Consider the following 18,602-nt stretch of genomic DNA (forward strand, 5'->3'; position numbering starts at 1 on the left):
CGGCTGTTCTCGTTGGATCGGATTCCGATCACAGGATCACATCGACCTGCTGCGAATCTGGCCTGGTCATCCAGCAAATGGCGGCTGCCGTACTAGCCTGCGGCTTTCACGGCGAATTTGAGTCGGCCTGATCGTTCATATAAGAAAAGTGCCCTTGAGCTGGGATGATCGGACTTGTCTAAGGCCCCGTCCACCCCGGATCAGAAGGCACTTTCCAAGTGAACTCTACCGCTTCTCGCCGCAAGATCTCTGTGTCTGCCGATGGCCGTGGACTGGTCTCACACGCCGGCGGCCTGCTGCTGGTGCAGACGCTGCGCGTCACCGGGCTGGACAAGGCCCTGTCGCAGCGGCTGGAGCGGTGGCGGCCCAGCCGCGCTATCCACGACCCCGCAAAGATCGTCACCGATCTGGCCCTCACCCTGGCACTGGGCGGGGACTGCCTGGCCGACATCGCCATGCTGCGCTCCCAATCCGAACTGTACGGCCCGGTAGCCTCCGACCCGACGGTCTCGCGCCTGATCGACCGGCTCGCCGCCGACCCGGCCCGCGCGCTGACGGCGATCCGCGCCGCCCGGGCCACCGCCCGCCAACGCGCCTGGCACCTGGCCGGGCCGCACGCCCCAGGAGCCGACGGCCAGCCGCTCATCGTGGACCTCGACGCCACCATCGTGATCTCCCACTCCGACAAGCAGCACGCGGCACCGACCTGGAAGAAAAGCTACGGATTCCACCCGATGACCGCCTTCGCCGACCACGGCCCCGGCAGCGGTGGAGAACCGCTGGCTTTGATGTTGCGGGCGGGCAACGCCGGGTCCAACACCGCCGCCGACCACATCGAGGCCACCCGGCTCGCCCTGGCCCAGCTACCCCGCGCCCAGCGGCGCAACGTGCTCATCCGCACCGACTCCGGCGGCGGCACCCGGGAGTTCCTCGCCTGGCTGACCCGCCCTGGACGATGGCTGAAGTACTCCATCGGCTTCACCATCACCGATGACATCGGCCAGGCGATCCTCAAACTCCCCGCCACCGCCTGGACCCCCGCCTACGACGCCGACCGCCAGGTACGGCCCGGCGCCTGGGTCGCCGAACTCACCGGCCTGCTGGAGCTGACCGGCTGGCCCAAGGGCATGCGGGTCATCGCCCGCAAGGAACGCCCACACCCCGGCGCCCAGCTGCGCTTCACCGACCTCGACGGACACCGCTTCACCTGCTTCGTCACCGGCACCCCCGGCGGCCAGCTCGCCGACCTCGAACTACGCCACCGCCGCCGCGCCCGCGCAGAAGACCGCATCCGCACCGCCAAGGACACCGGCCTGCGCAACCTGCCCCTGCACGACTTCACCCAGAACCAGATCTGGCTCGAGATCGTCACCCTGGCCTGCGAACTCACCGCCTGGATGCAGATGCTCGCCCTGCACGGCACCGACGCCCGCCGCTACGAACCCAAACGCCTACGACTCCGCCTGCTCACCGTCGCCGGCCGACTGGTGCACGGAGGCCGCCACCTGCATCTCCGCATCCCAACGCGATGGCCCTGGGCCAGCCAGATCATCACCGCCCTGGCACGCCTGCACGCGCTGCCAACACCACCCTGACCGTCACCAACCCGTCCCCACGAGCAGAAAGGGCACCCCGCGGGCCCGTGGAACCCCGCCCACCCGGCGCGACAGCCGGGCATCCACGCTGACCACAGCGAGGAAACGACCTCCAGCCGAACCCCTCAGCCGACCAGATCAAGATCGAGAAAGATCGAGGCTAGACAAGACCACTTCTATCAGGGGCTTTACGCTTTCCTGCCGCCCGAGGGCCAGGGGCGTCGAGGGTTGATGACGACTACGCACCGTTCCTGATCGTTACAGACAATGGCTCACTGTTACTTGATCCAGACGGACCTGTGGCAGTTCCGGAAGGGACCCTCGGTGATGCACATCTTGAAGACGTCGATGCGGAAGATGAGTGTGCTGTCGGTCCCGCACCCGGATCGGGGGCCGTTGCCGTCGGACACCTTGTAGGTGCCGAGTATGGAAGTGGCGTACTCGGCGTTGACGCTGGTGCCGTCGTCCTTCTCATCACACACAGTGATGTGCTTGCGATCGGCCGAGACGTGAACGCTTCCATCGACGGTCTCAAAGCTCCAGCCGGAGGCAGGCACGGCAGCCGCCGCCGGCGTGGCGAGCAGGGCCAGGACGGTACTTCCGAGCAGGGTAAGACGAACGATCATTGAGCTTCTCTTCCGTAGAGGAGATCAGAACGGCAGCCACTATGAAGGGCCCACCTCGACCGAAGCGGCTCTATCGGCACTTGGGCGGGCCTGCGATCAAGCAGGGAGCAGCCTGCCCGCCAGTCACATTCGCGCGACTCTTCTGATGGGCTTCGGATGGGTCTGTCTTTACCTACCGGGCCGGGCCGCGCATGAGTCGCCGGTCGCGAAACGGCGCACAGCGCCCCTCTGCCGCTCGCCCGCAGACCTGCCGGATGACAGAGGCGACAGAACGGGCAAGAAGGATGAAATAGGCCGCCGCCTCGGTCGCCAGCGACTTTGAGCGTGCTTGGACGAGCCGGGAGGAGAACCGGGTACGGACCGCCCGCCAGTCCCGTTGGCGGCACTCTTCCGATGGGCTTCTGGCGGGTCTGACTTTGCCTTCCGGGTTCGGGTGGCCCACAGCCGCCCGCATGCTAGGCCGCCGTCATGCCGAACCCGTGCCGAAGAGCACTTTCCGAGCACCGACTCGGCCATCTTCGCCTCTCAGAAGAGAGTCGAAAATCGAGAAAGCCCAGGTCGGAAGGGATATGAGGTGGTAGGGCGCCCGGGGCTCGAACCCGGAACCTACGGATTAAAAGTCCGGAGCTCTGTTTTCGCATGCCGGAGAATGTCGTGTGCTGTTGCGCGGGTTCAGAAAGTGTTAGCGCAGGTATCTTGAATTCGGGCATTCACGCATAGAACGATCGCGGCGATTTGTCCATGAATGTCATGGATTCGAAATCGCGTGTGGCCGTTGGTTGCTCGGGCTGCTGGGAGCGGATTCCGATGTCGGTTTGACCAAAGGCTGACCTATCGCGCTGTCCTAACTAGGCCCTTCGGGTCGGTATTTAGATAAGTGACAGGGATGAGTTCGCCCGCCAGATCGGGACGCAGGATGGTGACCGTACATTCCAGCCGCTTCGCCGAACCTTCATGCTTTCTGCCGTCGCGACGGCGGGGAAGCCGTCATGCATTCAGCGGATGGCCATCTGCGTGAGGCCGGCCTCCTTCCGTGAAGCCATGACGACGGTGCGCCCGGGCGGAGCCTGGGCGTGGCCCGGGGATGTGACCAGCGGATATTGCTTGACGCGGGCGGTGAAGGTGGGTGTCGATATCACCGCCCCGGCCAGCCGGTGGCCGCGTGGGTGTTCCGCTACGGGCCGCCCACAGGCGTGTGCGGCCCGACAGGGGTGCCGTCAGGCCATGGGCACGGCAACCCATCTGTGGGCCGCCTGGCGGCTGACCGCGCCCCTACGCGCTGGGCCGGTAGGCCGCCGGTCGGGTCGTGCATGGGCGTATTGCATGGACGGTGCCGTGCCCAGCCGGTCGTGGGGTGCGTGTCGTCGAGCAGCGACGACGCGGCAGCAGCCAACGAGGAAAGGCGAGAGAGCGCAGATGAACGGAACCACCTTCAAGACGTGTTCTTGCCGGGACGAGGCGACCGGCAGGAAACTGGGCAAGGCCTGTCCGAAGCTGCGCCGCCCGGGTGGCGGCGGGGAGTGGTGGAGCAGTACCCATGGCCGGTGGGCCTACCAGCTGGAGCTGCCCGCGCACGCGGACGGGCGGCGGCGTAACCCGCTGCGCCGTCGGGGCTTTGCCACGCTGGAGGAGGTCGAGGCGGAGCTGGAGCACGCCCGCGCGCTGCTGGCGCTGGATGAGGATCCGCACGTCCAGCGGAAGGTCACCGAGCTGATGCTGTCCACGCTCAAGGACACCAAGGCGCTGCCGCCGGTGGAAGAGGTGCGGCGCAAGGTCCGCACTCGCCAGGACCTCAACCCGACCGTCACGGTCGCCGAATGGATGCAAGAGTTTCTGCGCCGTAAGCGGAAGATCGATGCCACCACGCGCCGCTCGTACGAGGCGCACATCCGCCTGTACTTCACCCCGTATCTGGGCGACATCCGGATGGACCGGCTTCGGGTGTCTGATGTGGCGGGGATGTTCGATGCGATCGAGGAGTTCAACGACGTCATCACCTCCGCCCGCGCCAGCGGCGACTCGGAGCAGCGGGCGAAGGTGCGGTACCGGCGGCCGGTCGGCCCGGCCACCATGCACCGCATCCGCGCCACCCTCCGCCACGCGCTGAACATCGCGATCAAGCAGGACCGGCTGATCGACTTCAACCCGGCCGCGGTCGTCGAACTCCCGGACGCCGAACGCCCCAAGGCGCTGGTATGGACCGACGAGCGGGTCGCCGACTGGAACCGCGAACTGCACGAGCGGCTGGCCGCCGAGCAGCAGCGGCGCGGGGCCCGCCTCAGCCGCGCCAGCATGATCAACGTGTATGCGTCCACGCCGCGGCCGTCGCCGGTGATGGTCTGGACGCCCGCGCACACGTTCGCCTTCCTCGCCCGGGCGGCCGCCCACCGGCTGTTCGCGCTGTATCGGCTGATCGCTCTGCGCGGGCTGCGCCGGGGTGAGGCGGTCGGGCTGCGCTGGAAGGACGTCGACCTGGTCGCCGGGACGGCCGGGGTGCATTGGCAGATCACCCAGCTGGGCTGGGAGCCGGTGCAGGGCAGGCCGAAGACCGAGGCCAGCGACCGCACCATCGCCCTGGACGCCGATACCGTCACCGCCCTGCGCGCGCACCGCAAGCGGCAGGCCGCCGAGCGGCTGGCCGCGGGCGGGGCCTGGACGGAGAGCGGGTTCGCCTTCACCGATGAGATCGGCCGGCCGCTGCAGCCGCAGCAGGTCAGCGACCAGTTCTACCTGCTGGCCTTCGAGGTGGGGTTGCCGCCGGTGCGGCTCCACGACCTCCGCCACGGGGCCGCCTCGCTGATGCTGGCCGCCGGCGTCGATCTGAAGATCGTGCAGGAGACCCTCGGCCACGTGTCGTCCACCTTCACCCGCGACACCTACACCAGCGTCTACCCCGAGGTCGCCCGCGCCGCCGCCGAATCCACCGCCGCCCTTGTCAACACCGCAGCCGGGGGTGCCCGGACAGCTCGGCTGATCACCCTGCCGACCCAAACCGGGGAGAGCACCACCTGACCCACCGAACCCAGGCAGGCCCGCCGATCCTTCGGCGGGCCTGCGTCTTTGCCCTGGGCGGCTATCGCACAGGTAGCCTCAGCCGATCGATTCCTAGCCTGCGCTGTGAACGGCCGAGCGGATCGCCGCGAGAGGCAGCGGATCTTTTGTCTGCTGGTCACGAACGGCCTGGTGGGCAAGACGAGCCGACTTGGGCAAGGCTTGACCGCGCATTAGAGCACCGCTGACCGGCGACGCTGAGCAGGCCTGCTTGCTTGATCTTCTGATGGATGTCTCTGGGATCTGAGCTGACGGTGGCCGCTTAAATGATCTACCGCGATACGCGATCCGTACACAAGAGCAACCACCGAGCAACCAACCATGATCAACAACGAGATCGAAGGCTGGCGAGAACTGAGAAACCCCAGGTCGAACGCGGTGTTGGAGAGTAGGGCGGGTGGGACTTGAACCCACGACCCACGGATTATGAGTCCGATGCTCTGACCGGCTGAGCTACCGCCCCTTGCAAATCTGCAGTCTCCCACATCTGTGAACCCTTGCCAGCATAGATCGGAAGCCTCGCTGGTGGGTTCTCTCAGCGCGTACGGTCTGTCTCATGGTGGTGAAGCTGATCTACGAGGCGCACTCGATCACGACCGACAACGAGGCGGGCATCGCCACCGGTTGGCTGCCGGGGGAGTTGTCGGCCGCGGGGCTGGTGGAGGCGGCGAAGTTGGGTGTGCGGCGGCGGGAGGTGGAGGTCGTCTACTCGTCGGATCTGCGGCGGGCCGCGCAGACGGTGGAGGTGGCGTTTCCGGGGCGGGAGGTGGTGTGGGACCGGAGGCTGCGGGAGTGTGACTACGGGGTGTACAACGGCAGGCCGGTGGCGGAGTTGGTGCCGTTGCGGCGGGAGTACATCGAGGTGCCGTGGCCGGGGGGCGGGCAGAGCTACCGGCAGGTTGTGGTGGAGACGGCGGCGTTTCTGCGGGATGTGCGGGCGAGGCACCAGGGGGCGACGGTGCTGGTGGTGGCGCATTCGGCCAACCGGTGGGCTCTGCAGTGCCTGTTGGAGGGCAGGGTGCTGGAGGAGTTGATGGATGCTCCCTTCAACTGGCAGCCGGGCTGGGAGTACGACATATAAGGTTTCGCCCTATATTGCGGCTGGTCTTATGGGGGACGGCCTTCGTCTGGACTGTGGTCCTCTACCTCCTCAGCCGCACCACCGCGCGCACGGCCAGCCTGGTCAAGGAGCACGGCAAGGAGGGGATGTTGCCCACACCGAAGGCTTCGCGTTCATGGTCGAGGCATCCTGCCCCGGGTTCATGCCGTACGTCGATCTCACCCTGGCGGCGCCCGCCCCAGTGCTCGCCCCGGTGCCCGCCCCGGTGTACGTCGTGGCCGAATGCGTTGCTCATGCGCAGGGGGCTGCCGCGCTGAGGGAGGGCGGCGGGGTGGCCGGCGGCGCTCGGGGTGAGCTGGACGACCTGGCGCTCGCCCGCTGAGCGTGCAGCCGGCCGTCCTGTTCGCCAGCGGCCTCGCCGCCGGGCTGCTTGCGGGGACCGCGTCGTGCACGGCCATGCAGGGCGGCCTGCTGGCGGGTCCGGCGGGCGCTCCACCGCGGGCGCTCACGGCGGTGGACCTGGCGGCGGATCAGGCCTGCGAGTCGGCCTGGACGCCGTTCTTCGGCGGGAACGCCCTCCGGAGCGTCCTGGACCTCGTCCCCGGGCTGCTTATCCTCGTCGCGGTGCTGGTACGGCATCCCTCCCCGCATACTTTGGTCTTCCGTACGGCTGACGCCGCCCTCCTGATGCTCGCCCTGCACACCGGCGACACGGCGGCCGGAAAGGTGACCAGGTTCCCCGACGAGGGGTATCCGCCCGTCGAGCAGGACCGCCAGGCCGCCTTCCTCTGCGCCGCCCGCGTCACGTTGTCCTCCTCGCGGTCCGCAGACCTGCCGGACACCGCGCTGACGGCCTTCGGCAGGAGGCTGTGCGCGATGAGCGTGCGCGGCAACGAGAGGACGATGGACCGGGTCCTGGCCGAGACCGGCATGCCGTACCTGACGGACGAGACGTTGGGGCTGCTCTGTCCTGAGGTGGCCGCGCGGCACCTGGCCGAGGACGAGCGGTGGAGGGCCGAGGAGGCCGTGTTCGTCGCCAACGCCAAGGCCCGCTGCGCGAAGCATCCCCCGCACCGGCCCGCGGATCAGGCCGGTGGTGCCCGGCCAGAACATCACCAGAACCAACCTAACGAAGTACTAACTAACGGCTCCGCGCGCATGTGCACGCGAGGCGCCCAGCGCCGCCTCGCGTGCACATGCGCGGACGCGAGGCGGCGCTGGGCGCCGACGGCGAAGCCCGCCGGCCAGCCGTGTACCTAACCTCTCAGGGCAGTACAGCTAGGGCCGGGAGGGGGCGGCGCTCAGGGCGCGGTCGTCGTCTCTGCCGAGTAGCAGGGTGCCCAGCCACATGAGGGAGATGCCGGCCGCCACCAGCGGCGAGTTCCTGCCGACGGCCAGTGTGGCCACGGCCAGCACCACCCCGCCGACCCCGACCACGGCCGCGCTCAGCGGGGCGGCCCGCCCCCGCACCGCCATGATCACGGCCAGGGCGAGCAGCGCGGGCAGGAACAACTGCGCGCCCACGGCCGCGACCTCCACCCCCGGATACCCCTGAACCCGGTCGAACAGCGCGTGCATCGCCTGTCCGTCCGCCGAGGTGAGACCGGCGACCAGATCGATGCCCAGCTGGGTGAGGTTCGCGGCGACGCTCAGCAGCGCGAGCCCGGCCGCCACACCGGCGGCGACACCGGTCTTGCCGCCCCGGCCCGTCCGCCGCCACAGTTCGACGACCAGGACGCCGAACATCAGGAAGGCCAGCAGCCACACGGCGTGCGCCGCGGTCCACCACGGGCCCGGCACGGCGTCGCCGCCGATGGGCCGCATGAGCAGCCAGCCGCCGAGGAAGGCGGCGGGGGCCGCGGTATAGGAGAGCGCGGCGAGGCGCGAGGGCGGGTTCATGGCCCCACCTTGCCCCGAAGCGCCACCCGGCTTCATCGGTGATCGCCCCTGAGGAAACCCCGGGATGCGAGGGTCAGGGGGTCAGGGCAAAGGCCTTGGCGATCAGCTCGTAGGAGCGGATGCGGTTGGCGCCGCCGTACACGCCGGTGGTGATCATCAGTTCGTCGGCCTGGGTGCGGTCGCGCAGGGCGGTCAGGCCGGCGCGGACGGCGGGGCCGTCGCCGATCACCACGTTGGAGAGCCAGTCCTCGACGAACGCGCTCTCGTAGCCGGAGTAGGGGTGGTTCTCGGCCTCCTCCGGGGAGGGCACGGGGCCGGGCCGGCCGCTGCGCAGCCGGAGCATGGCGAGGGCGAGCGTCCTGGCCAGGCGCAGCGCCTCGGCGCCGGTGTCGGCGGCGACGGCGCTGACGCCGATCATGGCGTACGGCTTGTCCAGCCACGGCGAGGGCCGGAACGTGGTGCGGTACAGCTCCAGGGCGGGCTCGGTGTGGGCGGCGCTGAAGTGGTGCGCGAACGCGAACGGCAGCCCGAGCAGAGCGGCGAGCTGGGCGCTGAACCCGCTGGACCCGAGCAGCCACACCGGCGGGCGGTCGGCGCCGCGCGGAATGGCCTGGATGCGGGCGTACGGGTGGTCGTCGGGGAAGGAGCCGTCCATGAAGCGGGTCAGGTCGGCGACCTCCTCGGGGAAGGCGTCGGCGTCGCCGCGGCGCAGCGCGCGGGCGGTCGCCTGGTCGGTGCCGGGGGCGCGGCCGAGGCCCAGGTCGATGCGGCCGGGGTGGAGCGCGTGCAGGGTGCCGAACTGCTCGGCGACGATCAGCGGGGCGTGGTTGGGCAGCATCACCCCGCCGGAGCCGACCCTGATCGTCCGTGAGGAGGCGGCCAGGTGGGCGATCAGGACGGCGGGGGAGGAACTGGCGACGCTCGGCATGCCGTGGTGCTCGGCGACCCAGTAGCGGTGGTAGCCCCACGCCTCGGCCCGCCGTACCAGCTCGGTGCTGGTGTTCAGCGCCTGGGTGGGCGTGTCGCCCGCGCTGACGGTGGCCAGGTCGAGCACGGACAGGGGGACTTCGGCCTCGCCACGGGCGAGGCCACGGATCTCGTCGCTCACCCAGGCGACAACCGGCTGGTCGCGGGCGATATTCCGGGTACGGCGAAGCGCCGCCGCCCGCGGGGACGGCGGCGCCGTGCCGCGCTACGGGCGGGTCACCCCGAGGGTGTAGGTGCCCGAGCCGCTGTAGGCGTGCACGCGGTAGCGGTAGAAGCCCGCGGTGCCGCTGTAGCTGAGCGTCTCGTCCGCGTTGGGGCTGTCGCCCTTGGCGACGACCGCCCAGGAGGAGCCGTTCCACTTCTGCAGGTACAGGTCGTAGTCGGCGCCGTTCGGCCCGTCGAGGCAGCCGGAGTGGGTGCCGGAGGCGGTCGACTGGTAGTAGGAGTTGTTCGGCTGGTACTGGCTCTGGTTCGAGGTCAGCGAGCCGCTGTAGGTCTCGGCGGAGTTGTCGCACCCGGTGGGCGGCGGGCCGCCGCTGGTGACCAGGGTGAGGCCGTAGGCGGAGAGGATCTCGTTGACCGGCTGGAAGTAGGTCGTGCCACCGGAGGAGCAGGTGCCCGACCCGCCCGAGGTGACGCCCTGCGCCTGGCTGCCGGAGATGAACGAGCCGCCGGAGTCGCCGGGCTCGGCGCACACGTTGGTCCTGGTGACCTCGTAGATCGTGCCCTGGGAGTAGGTGACGCTGGTGTTGAGCTGCTGGATCGTGCCGCAGTGCCACTGGGTGGTGGACCCGGAGCGGCAGACGGCCGAGCCGACCGTGGCGACGGTCGAGCCGCCGACCGGGATGATGCCGGCGCTGTAGCCGTTCACCACGCCCACCGGCGTCCACTGGGAGTTGACCTCGACCCAGGCGTAGTCGTTGCCGGGGAACGACGAGCCGCGGAAGACGCCCTGGGCGACCTGGTTGTGGCCGCGGGTGGTCTGGCCGACGGTGCCGCAGTGCCCGGCGGTGACGAAGCCGCCGGGGGTGCCGGCCTTGGTGACGGAGAAGCCGACCGAGCAGCGGCTGCCGCTGCCGATGTAGTAGGCGTCGCCGCCGCGCACGTCGTACAGCGCGACCGGCTGCTCGGCCGACTGCTCGACCCTGACGGCCGTCCTGTCCACGCCGCTGGCCGCCACCCACGCCTCGGCGTCGGCGGGCGCGGAGGACAGCACCACGACGCTGTTGGTGACGACGTCGACGTACCAGACGGGGGCGGTCTTCGGCGCGCTCGCCGACGCCTTGTCCAGCGCCTCCTTGGTGGCCGAGAGGCTGCTGAGCGAATGCTTGACGACCTTGGCCTGGGCGCCCGCCGCGGCGATGCCCGCGGTGTCGGCGCTGTCGACGGTGGCGACGACCAGGGCGCTCTCGGGTCCGGTCACCCAGGCGCCGGCGAAGTCCGCGCCGAGCCGCTTGCCGAGCGCCGGGGCGGTACGGCCGGCCCGCTGCTCGCTGACCAGGCGGTTGAGCACCTGCTCCTTGGTGAGGCCGAGGTCGCGCTGGATCGCCTCGACCATGCCGGGGGGCGGCTTGACCGACGAGGTGGCGGTGGTGGTCTGGGCGACGGCGGGAGCGGCCGTCAGTGCTAACGCGCCGGCCGCGAGCACGGCCAGCGCTCGGCTGCGAAGCATGGGGTCTCCTCGTTGCTGGGGGTGCCGTCACCGTAATGGCACTCCCAGTGATTGGGGAGCTATCACTTTCCCCCTATCGCGGTGTTATGGGGCGGTGCCGAAGCTGGCGTTGCGTGCCAGCCAGTCGCGGTAGACGGGGCTGCGCCGTACCGCGTCCGCGTGGGCGTCCTTGGCGCACGCCGCCACCCAGGGGGCGGCGGGCGCGCTGGGGTGGCGGCCGAGGAGCTGGCGCCAGCGCAGCGGCGCGCCGGTGAGCGGCACCATCACCAGGCCGTCGGCGCCCTGGTGGGTGGCCTGGCACAGCACCACCGCGCGGCCCACCCTGGCCAGGTGGGTGCAGGTGGCCACGTCGGTCTCGTACATGGTCCTGGGGGTGAAGCCGGCGCGGGCGCAGGCGGCGGCGAAGCAGTCGGCGAAGCAGCCGTCGCCCGGCGTCACCGCCCACTGCTCGTCGGCCAGCTCGGCCAGGTCCAGTTCCTTCTCCGCGGCCAGCGGATGCTCCTGGCCGAGCAGCACGAAGACGGGGTCGGCGCTCACCGTGACCCAGTCGATCGTGTCCACCACGGGCCCGCCGTCGCCGCAGGCGCCGACCAGCACGTAGTCGAGCCTGCCGTGCGCGGCCATGGTGGCCAGCTCGGTGGCCGACCAGGAGGTGAAGGTGGTGACCGGCCGGTCGGTGGCCAGCCGGTCGACCAGGCCGCCGAGGATGGGGCCGTTGGTGGCGCCGATGCGGAAGCCGGAGGCGTGGGTGTTGGCGAACCGCCTCGCCTCGGCCTGGAGTTCCTGGGCGGCGGGAAGCAGCACCCTGGCTCGGGAGAGCACCAGCTCGCCGAGCGGGGTGGGGCGTGCGCCGGTGCGGTCGCGTTCGAAGAGCGTGCCGCCGAGCACGCGCTCGATGCGCTTGAGTTGGGCGGTCAGCGCGGGCTGCGCGACTCCCAGCCTGGTGGCGGCCTTGGTGACACTGCCAGACTCCGCGACCGCCCGGACGATCTTGAGGTGCCGGAGCTCGAGGTCCATACCCGGAAGGTAGGACCACGCTGCTGTCCCGGCAATGGCCATAAGTCAGGAAATCTGACATAAATAGTCGGGACCGTTCCACCGTAGCTGGGTAGAGGCTGTACATGACGATGGGAATCGATCCGAAGGCATTGCCGGAAGAGGACCTGCTGCGCGAGCTGCGGCATCTGCACGCCACGCGGACCGAGGCGCTCATGCACGGTCCCGACGAAGCCCTGGCCACGCACACCTCACGCACCAACGAGCTGGAGTCGGAGTACCTGCGCCGCCACCCCGAACGCGACATCGACCCGGGGCGGCTGCGGGAGGGCGCGCGGATGCGCTGACGGGGATCACGAAGGCCGGGGGCGAGGAGTGCCGAGTGCCTTGAGCTGCTCCGCCACAGGCGGCGCCTCCGGCCGGTTGTCGACCAGCTCGTCCACCCTGATCGCCCTCAGATAGCCGTCGAAGCCGGCCGGCTTGCCTCCCTTTCTACCGCGCCGGTACGCGGATCCGCGTACACCGGAGCCGCTCGCCCGCGGATGGCAGGGCGCGCGAACCCGGCCAGACTCGCCGCATGCTGACCGTGCTCGTCCGCGCCTTCCGCGTGCCGGAACTCCGTAGGAAACTGCTGTTCACGCTGGGCGTCATCGCGCTGTTCCGGCTCGGCCAGATCCTGCCGTCGCCGGGGGTGGACGTCGAGGGGGTACGGCGCTGCCTGGCCGGGGCCAGTGGCGGGCTGGTCGACATGGTGCAGCTGTTCAGCGGGGGAGCGATGCTGAAGCTGTCGGTGTTCGCGCTGGGGGTCATGCCGTACATCACCGCCAGCATCGTGATCCAGCTGCTGGCCGTGGTCGTCCCACGGCTGGAGTCGCTCAGGAAGGAAGGGCAGGCCGGGCAGACCAGGATCACGCAGTACACCCGGTACCTGACCATCGGCCTGGCCGTCATCAACGCCACCGCCGTCGTGTCGCTGGCCCGCACCGGGCAGATCTTCCCGGGCTGCGCCGAACGGCTGCTGCGCGACGACAGCCTGCTGACCGTCCTGGTCCTGGTGCTCACCCTGGTGGCCGGCACCGCCGTCGTCATGTGGCTGGGCGAGCTCGTCACCGACAAGGGCATCGGGAACGGCATGTCCATCCTGATCTTCACCCAGGTGGTGGCGGTGTTCCCGTCCTACCTGTCCAACATCTTCGTGCTGTCGCCGTTCGCGCTGGCCGTCATGCTGTTCGCCGGGGTCTTCCTGGTCGCGGCCGTGGTGTTCATGGAGCAGGCGCAGCGGCGGGTGCCCGTGCAGTACGCCAAGCGCATGGTCGGCAGGCGCATGTACGGCGGGACCGCCACCTACCTGCCGCTCAAGGTCAACCAGGCGGGCATCATCCCGGTCATCTTCACCTCCTCGCTGCTGTACCTGCCGCAACTGGCCACCTCCCTGACGGGCGGCACCGGGCCGGTCGCGTCCTGGATCGCCACCTACCTGGTCAGCGGCGACCATCCCGTCTACATGGCGACGTACTTTCTGTTGATCGTCGGGTTCACCTACTTCTACGTGTCGATCACCTTCAATCCCGACGAGGTGGCCGACAACATGAAGCGGTACGGCGGGTTCGTGCCGGGGATCCGGCCGGGGCGGCCCACCGCCGGGTACCTGCGCTACATCCTGTCCCGGCTCACCGCCCCCGGCGCCTTCTACCTGGGCGTGCTCTCGCTGATCCCGACCATCGTGTTCGTCCTCCTGCGCGACCCGTCCAGCCTGCAGAACTTCCCGTTCGGCGGGGCGACCGTCCTGATCATGGTCGGGGTGGGCCTGGACACGGTCAAGCAGATCGAGTCCCAGCTCCAGCAGCGCAACTACGAAGGCTTCCTGCGGAAGTAGGCGCTACGGGACGGTCAGGCCCGCGCGGACCGCGAAGACGACGAGCTGGGCCCGGTCGCGGGCGTGCAGCTTGACCATCGCCCGGCTCACATGCGTGCGCACCGTCTCCGGGCTGATCACCAGCTCCCGGGCGATCTCGGCGTTCGAGCGGCCCGTCGCCACCCAGGAGACCATCTCCCGCTCGCGCGGCGTCAGCGTGTCGAGCCCCGCCACCGGTGTCAGATCGTGGCCGCCGAACCTGCCGATGACCTTCTTGGTGATCGACGGCGACAGCAGCGCCTCGCCCGCGGCGACCACCCTGATCGCGTTGACCAGCTCGTCCGGGGCGCTGTCCTTGAGCACGAAACCGCTGGCTCCCGCCTGGAGCGCGGCGAAGACGTACTCGTCGACCGCGAACGTGGTCACCACCACCACCCGGGCCCCGCGCAGCTCCGGATCGGCGGCGATCGCCCGCAGGGTCTCGACGCCGTCCATGCCCGGCATCCGGATGTCGAGCAGCAGCACGTCGGGCTTGGCGGACCGGACGAGCGCCAGCGCGCCCAGCCCGTCGCCCGCCTCCCCGGCGAACTCCAGATCCCCTTCACGCTCGATGAGCGCCCGCAGGCCCATGCGGACGACGGCCTGGTCGTCGGCGATCGCGACCCGTACCCGGGCGCTCACGCGCAGCCTCGCGGGAACCGGGCCCTGACCTCGAACCCGCCCTCCTCGCGGGGGCCCGCGTGGAAGTCGCCGCCCGCCGCCACCACCCTGGCTCGCATCCCCACCAGCCCCCGCCCCGAACCGGCCCGCTGAGGCCCGTCGCCCTCCTGGCTCCACGCGCCGCCCGCGGCCCGGCCGCTGTCGGCGACCTCCAGCACGAACTCGCACGGATCGTTGGCCACCCTGACCAGGGCCCGCGTCGCACCCGCGTGCCGCAGGACGTTCGTCAGCGACTCGCGCACCACCCGGTACACGGTGCCCCGCAGGTGCGCGGGCACGCGCGGCACCGCGGGCTCCAGGTCGACCCGCAGCCCGGCGGCCCGAATCCCGTCGATGAGCCGGGGAAGGTCCTCCTCGCCGGTTCGTGTGGGATGCGCGGTGTCCACGGCAGCCCCGTCGAAGGTCGCGCGGGCCGGGTCCATGGCGTCGAGGGCGGTGCGCAGGTGGGCCAGGGCCTGGGTGCTCGTGTCGCGGATCGCCTGAAGCGACTCGCGGGCCTGGGCGGGGTTCTCCTCCAGCATCAGCAGGGCGATACCCGCCTGCATGGCGATGGCCGCCAGTCCATGCCCCGCCGCGTCGTGCACCTCACCGGCGATCCTGGCCCGCTCCCGCGCGATGAACTCCACCGTCGCGTGCCCACCGGCATCCCCGTCCGAGTCCGTGACTCCGGCGACCGTCGTGGAGGGCGGAGCGCCGAGAACCGCCAGCGTCGCGGCGGGAAGGGAGGTGGCCGGAGCGGGGAGGAGGGAGGGAGTGAGGGGCTTGGCGGGGAGGTCGTGGGGCGGGGCGGTGGCGGTGCGGGACTGGGCCAGGCCGTGGAGGGACCAGGGGACCGCGAGCCAGCCGGCCCACACCAGGATGAAGACCACCGGCAGGTCGCTCAGGCGGTCCCACAGGCGGCGGATCGGGTGGGGCGGCGGATCGGTCACAGTAGATCGATTCTAGCCAGTTTCCCCTTCAGTCGTTCGCCTCCGGAAGCGGCCGGAGGGTCAGCGGACGGACCGGTCGACCGCGCCGGGGGACAGGACGTGCTCGATCACCATCACCGCCGCGCCGATCACTCCCGCGCGGTCGCCCAGCTCGCTGGTGCGGATGCCGAGGTGCTGGGTGGCCAGCGGCAGCGACCGGCTGTAGATCACCTCGCGTACTCCGGCCAGCACATGCTCGCCCGCCTCCGCGATGTCGCCGCCGATCACGATCACGGCCGGGTTGAAGAAGTTCACGATGGAGGCCAGCACGTCGCCGACCTCCCGCCCGGCCTGCCTGATCAGTTGTACGGCCTGCGTGTTGCCCGACCTGACCAGGTTCACCACGTCGCGGCTGTTCTCGGCGGGCACCCCGGTCTCGGTGAGCCTGGCCGCGACCGCGCCGCCGCCGGCCACGGCCTCCAGGCAGCCGGTGTTGCCGCAGCGGCAGACCACGTCGGCGGCCGACGACACGCGGACGTGCCCGATGTCACCCGCCGCGCCCTGCGCGCCCCGGTGCAGCCGCCGGTCGGAGATGATGCCGCAGCCGATCCCGGTGCCGATCTTGACGAACACCAGTTGGTCGGCCTCCGGCCTGGCCGCCCAGTGCTCGCCCAGCGCCATGATGTTCACGTCGTTGTCGACCAGCACGGTCGCGCCGAGCCGTTCGCCCAGCCAGTCGGGGACGGGGAAGCCGTCCCAGCCCGGCATTATCGGCGGGTTGATCGGCCGCCCGGACGCGTGCTCGACCGGGCCCGGCAGTCCGACGCCGACGCCGCAGACCTGGTCCAGGCCGTGTCCCGTCTCGGCGAGCAGGTCGGTGAACGTCTCGACCAGCCATTCGAGCGTCGGCACCGGGCCCCGCTCTATCGGCAGGTCGGCGGTGCGCTCGGCGAGGACGGTGGTGCCGAGGTCGATCACCGCGACCCTGGCGTGGGTGGCGCCGAGGTCGGCGGACAGGACGACGCGGGCGGCGTGGTTGAACGCGAACGCCACGGCCGGGCGCCCGCCCGAGGAGATGGCGTCGTCGGCGGGGACGATCCAGCGGTGGTTCAGCAGGAGGTCAAGGCGTTGCGACACGGTGGACCTGGCGAGGCCGGTGAGCTGGACCAGCTCGGCCCTGGTCCGCGCCTGCCCGTCGCGCAGGATCGCCAGCAGCGCCCCGGCTCCGGCGACGGGCCCGCTCTGTTCACTCAGCACCCCACTGGTCCTTCCCCGCCGGCCACCACAAAGTGCGATATGTCGGATTGAATCACACTTCTGTCTGACGACCGGCATAACGACTGCGTGTGATCCCTGCGAAAGGTACTCCCATTCGCGGGGAATCGCTCGCGGACCGGCCATTCGAGCGGCGGGGGTGAGGTGGGGAAACGCGCCCGGGGTCAGGCGTTGGTCAGCCAGCGCAGGGGGTTCGTGTGGGTGATCGAGCGGATCGTCTCCTCCGGGGTCCCCGCCTCCCGCAGCCGGGGCAGCAGGGTCCTGAACAGGTGCGAGTAGCCCGCTCCGTCGTACCGCTGCAGGTGGGCCACCCGGGAGATCCCGGTGCTGAGCAGCAACCGGTCCGCGTGACCTTCCTCGATCAGCCCGAGCGCCACGCGCGCCGCCGAGGAGGCCCCGAGTCCCAGCGACCCGAGGCTCACGTACGCCCCGGCCTCGGCGATCTTCCTGGCCATCGCGAGCTCCGCGCACCCGACGCTGACCCGCGAGGCGGGCAGTCCCTCGCCGAGCAGGATCTCCAGCAGGCCGAGCCCGTCCTGGCCGTACGTGGCGACCGGGAGGCGCGACGACACCGAGGCGCGGGCGGCCACGACGAGGCAGCGCTCCTCGGCGGGTGTGGGCTCGGCGCCCCAGGCGCCCACCTCGCCGATGACGCCGGGCAGGACGCCGGTCCCGTCCAGCCCGGAGGTGATCTCCTCCATGAGCGTCCGGTACAGCGAGTCCACGTCGCCGTCGCCGACGTGCGTGAACGGCTCGGCGAACAGCCCGGTCGAGGCGACGACGGGAACGCGGCTGCCGGCGGCGATGCGGGCCAGGGAGGCGGCGTCGCGGCCCATCCCCAGGCAGGTGAGGTCGATGACCAGGCCGAGGTCGTCACTCTGGCGCATTTCGCGCAGCTCGGCGGAGACGCTGGTCTCCTCGTCGAGCCACCGGTACGGGTCGGAGTCGATGCCGACCGCCCAGCGCATGTCGGTGCGCAGGTGCTCGTGCGGGAGAACGGCACCGGCCAGCGCGTCGACGCGGACGTGACCGGTGACAGTACGAATCAGGACCTCGGGCATGGACGACATTAACCGGATTTACTGGCAAAAGGCCACTTCAAGCGGGAAGTTTTACTTTATCCCGGCAGAGTGTCAGTCAAATGGCCGATTCCCCGCTCCGCGCCCGGTCCTATCCTGGGAGGATGCCCATTCAGAACTCCGAGACCGGGGACGCCGACCAGCTCAAGGACGAGGCTGCGCGGCGTTCCGGCATTCACGGCTGGCTCGACGGCGTCCGCTCCACCCGCTCCGGCGCCCTCACACTGAAGATCGTCATCGGCGTGATCGGCGCCGTGATGGTCATCGGCGGCCTCATCATGGTGCCGTTCCCCGGCCCCGGATGGCTGGTCGTGTTCGCCGGTCTCGCGGTGCTCGCGACGGAGTTCCACTGGGCGCACAAGGTGCTGGAGTTCGGCAAGAGCGTCCTCCACCGGTGGACAGAGTGGTACAAACGCCAGGGCTGGACGATCCGCATCATCGTGCTCCTGGTGACCCTCGCCGCCGCCGGCGCGATCATCTACGCGGTGACGAAGCTGACCCTGGGCATCGACATCGTCGTCGAGACCATGAAGCTGCTCCACCTGTCCTGAGTCAGAGGTAGAGGCCGGTCCCGTGATCGGTCTCGGGCGTGGCCACCGCGTGCAGGTCGCGCTCCCGCATCACCAGGTAGACCTTGGCGTGCAGCTCCACCTCGTACTGGTCCTCGGGGTTGAGCAGCACCTTGTCGCCGACCTTGACCGCGCGCACGTTCGCCCCGACGCCGCACACCTCGCCCCAGGCGAGCCGGTTGGCCAGCTTGACCGTCGCCGGAATGACGATCCCCGAGCCGCTGCGCCGCTCCTCGGCCTCCACCTCAAGGCGGATCATCACGCGGTCGTGCAGCATCTGGATCTCGAACTTCGGGTCTACCACACGGGA

18 protein-coding genes and 1 tRNA gene are annotated in these 18,602 nt (G+C 70.2%); 8 read left to right on the forward strand and 11 right to left on the reverse strand.

Translation table 11 applies throughout. The features are described 5' to 3' along the window. Positions 1-218: 218 nt before the first annotated feature. Positions 219-1,595 (forward strand): IS1380 family transposase, encoded by a 1,377-nt coding sequence (locus ABZ911_RS03555; RefSeq protein ID WP_358051458.1) that lies wholly within the window; start codon positions 219-221, stop codon positions 1,593-1,595. A gap of 278 nt (positions 1,596-1,873) precedes the next feature. Here ABZ911_RS03555 and ABZ911_RS03560 read toward each other — a convergent pair whose 3' ends face one another. Further along, complete coding sequence (locus tag ABZ911_RS03560) at positions 1,874-2,221, reverse strand: hypothetical protein (protein WP_358051460.1); 348 nt, start codon at positions 2,219-2,221, stop codon at positions 1,874-1,876. Positions 2,222-3,637: 1,416 nt separating this feature from the next. Between ABZ911_RS03560 and ABZ911_RS03565 the strand changes: the two genes are divergently transcribed. Continuing rightward, entirely contained in the window at positions 3,638-5,233 is a 1,596-nt protein-coding gene (locus tag ABZ911_RS03565) for a tyrosine-type recombinase/integrase (protein ID WP_358051462.1), read from the forward strand. 428 nt (positions 5,234-5,661) lie between these two features. On the opposite strand, the gene ABZ911_RS03570 is transcribed toward ABZ911_RS03565, so the two are convergent. Beyond that, positions 5,662-5,735: transfer RNA gene (locus tag ABZ911_RS03570), tRNA-Ile, on the reverse strand. Positions 5,736-5,828: 93 nt separating this feature from the next. On the opposite strand from ABZ911_RS03570, the gene ABZ911_RS03575 reads away from it, so the two are divergent. The 3 genes from ABZ911_RS03575 to ABZ911_RS03585 all read left to right on the forward strand — a co-directional run bounded on the left by ABZ911_RS03575 (position 5,829) and on the right by ABZ911_RS03585 (position 7,592). Continuing rightward, on the forward strand, positions 5,829-6,353 hold the full coding sequence (locus ABZ911_RS03575; RefSeq protein ID WP_358051464.1) for a histidine phosphatase family protein: 525 nt from the start codon (positions 5,829-5,831) through the stop codon (positions 6,351-6,353). 154 nt (positions 6,354-6,507) lie between these two features. After that, positions 6,508-6,714, forward strand: a complete 207-nt coding sequence (locus ABZ911_RS03580) for a hypothetical protein (RefSeq protein ID WP_358051466.1) — start codon at positions 6,508-6,510, stop codon at positions 6,712-6,714. A 2-nt stretch (positions 6,715-6,716) separates the two neighbouring features. After that, positions 6,717-7,592: a hypothetical protein gene (locus ABZ911_RS03585; RefSeq protein WP_358051468.1), complete on the forward strand. Its 876-nt coding sequence runs from the start codon at positions 6,717-6,719 to the stop codon at positions 7,590-7,592. A gap of 18 nt (positions 7,593-7,610) precedes the next feature. On the opposite strand, the gene ABZ911_RS03590 is transcribed toward ABZ911_RS03585, so the two are convergent. The 4 genes from ABZ911_RS03590 to ABZ911_RS03605 form a co-directional block, all read right to left on the reverse strand. Further along, positions 7,611-8,231 (reverse strand): hypothetical protein, encoded by a 621-nt coding sequence (locus tag ABZ911_RS03590; RefSeq protein WP_358051470.1) that lies wholly within the window; start codon positions 8,229-8,231, stop codon positions 7,611-7,613. A gap of 73 nt (positions 8,232-8,304) precedes the next feature. After that, a complete protein-coding gene (locus ABZ911_RS03595) occupies positions 8,305-9,339 on the reverse strand; it encodes an LLM class flavin-dependent oxidoreductase (protein ID WP_358051471.1) in 1,035 nt (344 codons plus the stop codon). A gap of 84 nt (positions 9,340-9,423) precedes the next feature. After that, positions 9,424-10,890: a S1 family peptidase gene (locus ABZ911_RS03600; RefSeq protein ID WP_358051473.1), complete on the reverse strand. Its 1,467-nt coding sequence runs from the start codon at positions 10,888-10,890 to the stop codon at positions 9,424-9,426. An 84-nt stretch (positions 10,891-10,974) separates the two neighbouring features. Continuing rightward, entirely contained in the window at positions 10,975-11,907 is a 933-nt protein-coding gene (locus ABZ911_RS03605) for a LysR family transcriptional regulator (RefSeq protein WP_358051475.1), read from the reverse strand. Positions 11,908-12,011: 104 nt separating this feature from the next. Here ABZ911_RS03605 and ABZ911_RS03610 point away from each other — a divergent pair, with 104 nt between their 5' ends. Next, entirely contained in the window at positions 12,012-12,233 is a 222-nt protein-coding gene (locus ABZ911_RS03610) for a DUF6158 family protein (protein WP_358051477.1), read from the forward strand. Between the two features lie 230 nt (positions 12,234-12,463). Beyond that, positions 12,464-13,762: a preprotein translocase subunit SecY gene (secY, locus tag ABZ911_RS03615; RefSeq protein WP_358051479.1), complete on the forward strand. Its 1,299-nt coding sequence runs from the start codon at positions 12,464-12,466 to the stop codon at positions 13,760-13,762. A gap of 3 nt (positions 13,763-13,765) precedes the next feature. Here the strand turns inward: secY and ABZ911_RS03620 are convergent, their stop codons facing one another. The 4 genes from ABZ911_RS03620 to ABZ911_RS03635 all read right to left on the reverse strand — a co-directional run bounded on the left by ABZ911_RS03620 (position 13,766) and on the right by ABZ911_RS03635 (position 17,705). After that, the gene (locus tag ABZ911_RS03620) at positions 13,766-14,422 is read right to left on the reverse strand and encodes a response regulator transcription factor (protein WP_358051481.1); all 657 of its coding nucleotides are present in this window, start codon (positions 14,420-14,422) and stop codon (positions 13,766-13,768) included. Continuing rightward, complete coding sequence (locus tag ABZ911_RS03625; protein WP_358051483.1) at positions 14,419-15,390, reverse strand: histidine kinase; 972 nt, start codon at positions 15,388-15,390, stop codon at positions 14,419-14,421. The genes ABZ911_RS03620 and ABZ911_RS03625 overlap by 4 nt, the downstream gene beginning before the upstream one ends. A 60-nt stretch (positions 15,391-15,450) precedes the next feature. Continuing rightward, positions 15,451-16,626: an ROK family protein gene (locus ABZ911_RS03630; RefSeq protein ID WP_358051485.1), complete on the reverse strand. Its 1,176-nt coding sequence runs from the start codon at positions 16,624-16,626 to the stop codon at positions 15,451-15,453. 182 nt (positions 16,627-16,808) lie between these two features. Further along, complete coding sequence (locus ABZ911_RS03635; RefSeq protein ID WP_358051487.1) at positions 16,809-17,705, reverse strand: aryldialkylphosphatase; 897 nt, start codon at positions 17,703-17,705, stop codon at positions 16,809-16,811. Positions 17,706-17,827: 122 nt separating this feature from the next. Here ABZ911_RS03635 and ABZ911_RS03640 point away from each other — a divergent pair, with 122 nt between their 5' ends. Next, positions 17,828-18,274 carry a TIGR02611 family protein gene (locus ABZ911_RS03640; protein ID WP_358051489.1) on the forward strand — a complete coding sequence of 149 codons (447 nt, stop codon included), beginning with the start codon at positions 17,828-17,830 and terminating at the stop codon, positions 18,272-18,274. A gap of 1 nt (position 18,275) precedes the next feature. Here ABZ911_RS03640 and ABZ911_RS03645 read toward each other — a convergent pair whose 3' ends face one another. Next, the gene (locus ABZ911_RS03645; RefSeq protein ID WP_358051490.1) at positions 18,276-18,596 is read right to left on the reverse strand and encodes a co-chaperone GroES; all 321 of its coding nucleotides are present in this window, start codon (positions 18,594-18,596) and stop codon (positions 18,276-18,278) included. Positions 18,597-18,602: the final 6 nt, after the last annotated feature.

It is taken from the genome of Nonomuraea sp. NPDC046570, assembly GCF_040645915.1.
Taxonomy (GTDB): domain Bacteria; phylum Actinomycetota; class Actinomycetes; order Streptosporangiales; family Streptosporangiaceae; genus Nonomuraea.

Bases quoted from the DNA above. Each gene is read 5' to 3' on its own strand.
- ABZ911_RS03560 (WP_358051460.1), bottom strand. From the start codon at position 2,221: ATGATCGTTCGTCTTACCCTGCTCGGAAGTACCGTCCTGGCCCTGCTC.
- ABZ911_RS03565 (WP_358051462.1), top strand. From the start codon at position 3,638: ATGAACGGAACCACCTTCAAGACGTGTTCTTGCCGGGACGAGGCGACC.
- ABZ911_RS03575 (WP_358051464.1), top strand. From the start codon at position 5,829: ATGGTGGTGAAGCTGATCTACGAGGCGCACTCGATCACGACCGACAAC.
- ABZ911_RS03580 (WP_358051466.1), top strand. From the start codon at position 6,508: ATGGTCGAGGCATCCTGCCCCGGGTTCATGCCGTACGTCGATCTCACC.
- ABZ911_RS03590 (WP_358051470.1), bottom strand. From the start codon at position 8,231: ATGAACCCGCCCTCGCGCCTCGCCGCGCTCTCCTATACCGCGGCCCCC.
- ABZ911_RS03600 (WP_358051473.1), bottom strand. From the start codon at position 10,890: ATGCTTCGCAGCCGAGCGCTGGCCGTGCTCGCGGCCGGCGCGTTAGCA.
- ABZ911_RS03605 (WP_358051475.1), bottom strand. From the start codon at position 11,907: ATGGACCTCGAGCTCCGGCACCTCAAGATCGTCCGGGCGGTCGCGGAG.
- ABZ911_RS03610 (WP_358051477.1), top strand. From the start codon at position 12,012: ATGACGATGGGAATCGATCCGAAGGCATTGCCGGAAGAGGACCTGCTG.
- secY (WP_358051479.1), top strand. From the start codon at position 12,464: ATGCTGACCGTGCTCGTCCGCGCCTTCCGCGTGCCGGAACTCCGTAGG.
- ABZ911_RS03635 (WP_358051487.1), bottom strand. From the start codon at position 17,705: ATGCCCGAGGTCCTGATTCGTACTGTCACCGGTCACGTCCGCGTCGAC.
- ABZ911_RS03640 (WP_358051489.1), top strand. From the start codon at position 17,828: ATGCCCATTCAGAACTCCGAGACCGGGGACGCCGACCAGCTCAAGGAC.